This is a genomic window from Adlercreutzia wanghongyangiae, from assembly GCF_035989245.1.
Classification (GTDB): Bacteria; Actinomycetota; Coriobacteriia; order Coriobacteriales; family Eggerthellaceae; genus Adlercreutzia; species Adlercreutzia wanghongyangiae.
Window position 1 is genome coordinate 1 of the sequence record NZ_JAYMFF010000028.1, and the last position, 5752, is coordinate 5752.

Consider the following 5752-nt stretch of genomic DNA (forward strand, 5'->3'; position numbering starts at 1 on the left):
GCAGGCCCCCGAAGGGAGGCGCAGCCGGATCGATCATCTCGGTCACCGTCTCCTCGATCACGGCGTGCCTCAGGCCTTCGCCGTCCTCGGTGACGGTGGGCGCGGGCACCGGGTCGGAGGGATCCAACTCGGGGCCCGCCTGCTCCGGCGGGTTCGGGCCCGCCGGATCGGGGCGCTCCACGCTGGGCGGGTCGGTGTCGCCCACCTTCAGCATGGCGTCGGCCGGCGTGAGGTTTCCGGCGGCGTCCTCCACCCGGTAGTAGCCGTTGGGCAGCTTGCCCACGGCCTGGGTGGCCTCGCCCCTGCGGTCGCCCTCGGCGCCGTCGAGGGGGAACTCGCGGGGCCACTCGCCGGCCGACGCCCGCGCCACCGAGGCCGAGCCGGCCTTGTCGGTGCGGTGCAGCCGCCAGACGCCCGACGTCGCACTCGAGGCGTCGGCGGGGACGTCGGTGAGCGTGTAGCCCAGCGCTCCGCCGTCCTCGATGCGCGGCGCCGAGGTGTCGATCTTCACCTTGCCCGCCTTCTGCACCGACACGGCGCCAGTGGAGGTGTTCCTCGCCTGGGCGCTCAGATCGATGCCGGCGGTGTCGGGCATGCGCTCCCACGCCGAACCGGCCCCCGTGAGCGACTTCGCCGCCCCCTCCGACGGCGCCCATTCCATCCCGTCGTAGTCGCCCGGGTAGAAGGTCACCGTCACCGGCGACGTGTTCCACCCGTTCTCGTTCGCCAGGGGCAGCCGCGTGTAGTGCCAGTCCCTGCCGGGGACGCCCGACCCGGTGCCGTCTCCGGGCGTGAGCGGGTGCTCGTCCACCAGCTCCACGGTGGCGTACTGGCTGCCCTGGAACGAGTCCTCGATCAGCTGCTGGGAGAGCGTGACCGCGCCGCCCTGCGCGCCGACGATGCGAGCGCGGTAGGAGACGGTGCGAGACTCGGTGCCCACGAGCTCCAGAAAGTAACCGTCGGTCCCTGGGGCAAAGGTATCCGTGGATTGCGAGTTGTCGATCAGCTTGCCAGCTTCGTTTCGGAGGGTGATGGTAGTGCCGGGCACCGGTTCGATGCCGAGGGTGGGGTGGCCCTCGACGTCGACCAGCTTCATGTGCATGTTGTAGCGCTCCTTGAAGGTATCCGACTGCGAGTTGGCGTTCGCGTTACGAATCGTGCACCGCACCTCGACCTCCTCGCCGACCCGAACCGTGTCGTCTTTCGATATCTCGGTACCGTCGGTTCGATAGAGCTTCAGACTGCTGATCTCGGGGGTAAGATTAGGGAGAGACATCGACTGGAACGTGCAGTTGACCAACATGCCTGTTGGGGGATATGTGCCACTCTGATTTTGGATCCATTGAAGAAAACCGCCTATAACAAGGTAAGGTTTATTGCCTAGGGCGTTTCTTACATTCGGCGTAGAAAGTGTTCCGCCGGGTGATATGCATGAAGCCACATCAGTCTTTGCATCGTATCGAAATGTAATCTGAGCATTAGAGTTCCAAGGTGCAGTCGAGTGGTTGAAGGTGCCCCCCGTGTCGACGTTTCTGAGTTGGGTGAACGCCTCCTGGGTTCCTGTGCTACGTTTCCATCTGGAGGAATAATCCCATACCCAAGTGCCACTTGTGGCATCGCTCGTTTTTGTGAGGCCTGGATGATACCCAATGGTTATCTGATCCAATTCGCCGCGCTTATTCAGAAAGGAACTCTCCGCCCAGAACCGTACTTCCCAGCTGTTCAATAGCGATACCGGCTGATCGCTGATAAATACTGCGCAACTTTGATACCCTAATGGTGCTCCGGGCATGGGGCCAAAGGTGTGGGCGGCACCAACTCTTAGCGTATTACCAGTGACGCTTGCTGGTTCTCCCGAGTAGTTCATTGGCCTGAAGAACACTTTATAATTTGTCGTTCCTTCCAACGCTTCGGCCTCTTCCACCTGCGCCACGGGGACGAGCGGCAGGCAGGTGGCGGCTAGCAGGACGGCTAGGGTTCCCTTCAAGATGCGGCCCAGGATACTCCTGAAAGAGGGAGGCGAATCAAATCGGGGAGTGCTCTTCGATGCGGTAGGGGTTTCCGCTGCGCTGGCTCCTATTGCCGACGTGTCGTCAGCCCGCAGCCGACACTTCTTCCAATCCTCTCTCATGGTGTCCCCTTCGAACAAAGAGGGCGCCCCGCCGTCGCGGAACGCCCCAAGTGTATAGATATCCGAAAGAGAATCGCCGGTATCATCATTTTGCACAAAATGAATTCTCCCGGCCCGGTTTTTAAGCGCCGAGACACCGAATGGGGATGACATACACTCCGTCAGGCCGGCGGTACGACGCTTCCCCCATGCCGGTGGCCACCGCGAGGAACACCGGCTCCGGAGTTCGTCCGCGCTCGTTTTTGAGTAGCTTTTTCTTAAGGCGCAGGAGGTTCGCTGCGGCATCGTCCACCTTTTCCTGGCTGAGCTTGACCTCCAGGGCCGCCCAGCTTCCATCAGCTCTCTCGATGACGGCGTCCACCTCCAGGCCCGCGTCGTCGCGATAGTAGCGCAGCGGCGCCGGCCCTATGGAGGGGAGGGCACGTGCGTACACGTCCAAATCGCGCATGACCATGTTCTCGAAAACGAGCCCCAGGGTCTGCCAGTCGTTCAGGAGCGCCTCGGCGCCCAGGCCCAGCAGCGCGGGCACCATGGAAGGGTCGGCGAAGTAGAGCTTGGGTTTCGTGCGCATGCGCTGGGGGGACCGTGCGGCGGGCACCCACCCTGGCACCTCGTCGATCATGTAGAGGTGCTTCAGTATGGAGAGGTGGTCAGCTGCGGTCTTGAGTTGGGACTCGGCAGGATTCTCGTCGGGCAGCAGCGAGAAAGCATCCTTGGCGATGGTTTTCGCCGTGGGCGCCTGCCCCAGGTTCCGTGCCAGCGAGAGCGCTACCCGCCGCGCGATGGCTGCGTCGCCCTTGAAGCGGGGGACGCTCTCCTCGAAGATGAGGCTCAGGTACTCGCGGACGATGATCTGGACTTCCTCCGACGGCTTTCCCGCCGCCTCGGGCCAGCCTCCGCGGCATGCGAGTTCCGCCAGCTCCGTTATGCCGTTTTCGCATGGGGCGGGCGCGAACGTGCCCTCGAAGAGATCTCGCAGGCTCGTGCGGCCGCAGGAATCGCCCGATTCCTGGAGCGTCATGGTGTGCATGCGGATGCGGCCGATGCGACCGGCCCCGCTGTGACTCTTCTCTTCGGGGGCGAGGGGGGTGGACGAACCAGTGAGGATCCACAGGCCCTTCTGGCCGCCGGCGTCGTCCACTGCATGGCGCACGTTGTCCCAAATGGCCGGCACGCGCTGCCACTCGTCGATGACGTGCGGCTTCTCCCCAGCGAGCGCGTAGGCTGGGTCGGCGCGCGTTATCTGCAGGTTGGCACCGCGGTCGACGTAGGTGACGCTCTCGCCGTGGGCCAGCGCCGCCCAGGTCTTGCCGCACCACTTCGTTCCCGATATTTCCACGGCCCCGAACAGGCCGAGGTACTGCGCGATTTGCGCATCCACGATTCTCGGTCGATAAGAGACTGGCGCAATGCCGGAATTCTCATCCATAGTTCACCTCGCTTACCGTCGTTTTCCTGCGATTTTACAAAAAAGCGAATGTTTTTGATACCAAAAAACGAATTTCTCCGTACGAAAAAGCGAATGGTTAGGCTACGAAAAAGCGAAATTTTGCGAGCCATGCCGCAACGCTCACCACGTTTTTGTATAGGTAAATCTCGTGATTCACCACGTTTTTGTATAGGAAAAACGGATCGCTTACCACGTTTTTGCATAGGAAACGGTGCGGCGGCATTGCCTTCAAGGGGGCACGACGCTGGGGTTGGGGGCGGCTCAAGAGAGCTCGTGAGGACGGCCCGGGCAGCAGGCTCGCTGGGCGTGCGAGGGGGAGGGGGTTGCGGGGTCGTGTATACTGCTTCGGCGTAACGCGACGGCGGGCGATGCGGGCGATGGGGCCGTGCCTGCCGTTTGGTGATCCGGGCCGATGCGGAGATGAGCGAGAGGCGAGACATGGCGACAGGCGACGGCCGCACGGGCGGCTTCGGGTACGACGAACACGCGAAGGAAAAGCTGGCTGACCTGGTGGTGCGTGCCCAGGCAGACGATCGCGGCGCCTTCGAGGAGCTGTATCGTCGCACGGCCCAGGCGCAGTACTTCACCATTGTGGGCCGCGTGGGCGAGCAGCCGGCGGCCGACATTCTGCAAGAGGTGTATCTGGTGGCGTGGAAGAACCGCGCGAAGATTCGTCCCCAAGCTGTGCTGGGCTATCTGAGCGCCACGGCGCGCAACCTGTGCCTACAGCACTTCCAGCAGAGGGCGCGCATGGCCGATGCGCCGGTGGTGGACGAGGGTGCCGAGGGCGGGGCCGCCGGCGAGCTGGTGGCCTCGGGTGCCGAGAGCGATGCGGCCGATCCCGCGGGCACCTACGATGCGGCCGAGCGACGTGCACGCCTGGCCCACGCGTTGCGCCACGACCTGACCGATCGCGAGCGCGATGCCGTGCTGATGCGCTATTACCTGGGCATGAAGGTGGGCGCCATCGCCGAGCAGATGGAAGTGTCGCGCAACACGGTGCGCAATCTCATCAACAGCGCCTTGCCCACCTTGCGGCGCAAGGTGGGCGTGCTGCCTATGGGTGCCGGTTTGTCGGCGGCTCTGTCCGAGGCGGTGGAGCGTCCCCTGGCGCCGGGCGTGCACCCGCGCCCGCGTCCCCGTTCGGCGGGGTTGCAGTGGGGCACGCGGGCGGTGGCGGCCGCTACTGTGGCGGCTGCCGTGGGCGTACTGGGTTTCGCCGCCGCATGGCAGCCGACCGAGCCGGTGATGGACGAGCCGGTGCCGCTGATGGAACCCGAGCCCAAGCCGACGCCCGCTGACGCGGAGGCCCCGCAGCTGGTGTCGGCCGACGTGGAGAACGGTCTGCTGGCGTTGACGGTTCGCGACGACGGGGGAATGGAGGCGGTCTGGTGCGTGGCCGAGGACGGCACCCGCTATGACGCCGTGACGGTGGGGCGCGCCGCCGATGTTGCCGCGACCGACGCCGATGCCGCCGCCGCTGCCGCCGCCGAGGCTGCGAGTACTGCCGGAGCCGCTGTCGCGACCGACGCCGATGCTGCCGATGTTGTCGCGACCACCACCGATGCCACGACGGCAGGCGCCGCTGGCGCTGATGCCACTGCCGCCGCTGACGTGCAACCGAGTGATGTCGTCGAGGCGGCGCAGACCGCTCTGAGCGTGTGGTGGTTCGAGGTTCCCAGCGGTTCCTACGAGGTGCACCTGGTGGATGCCGCCGGCAACGAGGCCTCCGGCACGGTGAACGCCGACGTGAAGCCCATCTACCCGGCCCCCACCGGCTCCCGATGAGCCCGTTCTGCCCATTTTCCGCCTCGATTTCCAGTTTTCCACGCTTGCGGGCACGGTTGCGGTGTCGGCATCTCAAAACGCGCAAAGAAACACCAGGTCACGAGCTTGCGAAAAAAACACTCGAACAGAACGGCCTGCGTTCAGCGTGAAAAACTGGAAATCGAGGCGGTTTTTCCGCACTGGCTCTGATCCGTGGAAATCTGGAAATCGCGTCGCATTCGAGCTGACCCTTTCCGCATTTTTGCTCGCGCCCTCGGGTATCGCGCTCTCACGGCCGCGCCCTCGGGCATCGCGTTCTCGGACTTCGTGACCTCGTGCGCTGCGATCTCGTGCGCCGCCTCATGGGCCGCGATTTCGCACATCGTGACTTTCGCGCACGATCT

General features: G+C 64.4%; 4 protein-coding genes. 1 reads left to right on the forward strand and 3 read right to left on the reverse strand.

The window, feature by feature from the left end:
* Together VIN30_RS11060 and VIN30_RS11065 are read right to left on the reverse strand one after the other, a co-directional pair.
* Nucleotides 1-1168, reverse strand: a 1168-nt coding sequence (locus VIN30_RS11060; RefSeq protein WP_338211554.1) for a hypothetical protein, incomplete at its 3' end; no start/stop codon positions are given.
* Between the two features lie 1084 nt (nucleotides 1169-2252).
* On the reverse strand, nucleotides 2253-3560 hold the full coding sequence (locus VIN30_RS11065) for an ATP-binding protein (RefSeq protein WP_338211556.1): 1308 nt from the start codon (nucleotides 3558-3560) through the stop codon (nucleotides 2253-2255).
* 459 nt (nucleotides 3561-4019) lie between these two features.
* Here VIN30_RS11065 and VIN30_RS11070 point away from each other — a divergent pair, with 459 nt between their 5' ends.
* Nucleotides 4020-5369: an RNA polymerase sigma factor gene (locus VIN30_RS11070; protein WP_338211558.1), complete on the forward strand. Its 1350-nt coding sequence runs from the start codon at nucleotides 4020-4022 to the stop codon at nucleotides 5367-5369.
* Between the two features lie 140 nt (nucleotides 5370-5509).
* Here the strand turns inward: VIN30_RS11070 and VIN30_RS11075 are convergent.
* On the reverse strand, nucleotides 5510-5752 hold a 243-nt coding region (locus tag VIN30_RS11075), incomplete at its 5' end, for a hypothetical protein (protein ID WP_338211560.1).

What these genes read in the sequence shown, in the direction of transcription:
- VIN30_RS11065 (WP_338211556.1), bottom strand. Translation starts at nt 3,560, where the DNA reads ATGGATGAGAATTCCGGCATTGCGCCAGTCTCTTATCGACCGAGAATC.
- VIN30_RS11070 (WP_338211558.1), top strand. Translation starts at nt 4,020, where the DNA reads ATGGCGACAGGCGACGGCCGCACGGGCGGCTTCGGGTACGACGAACAC.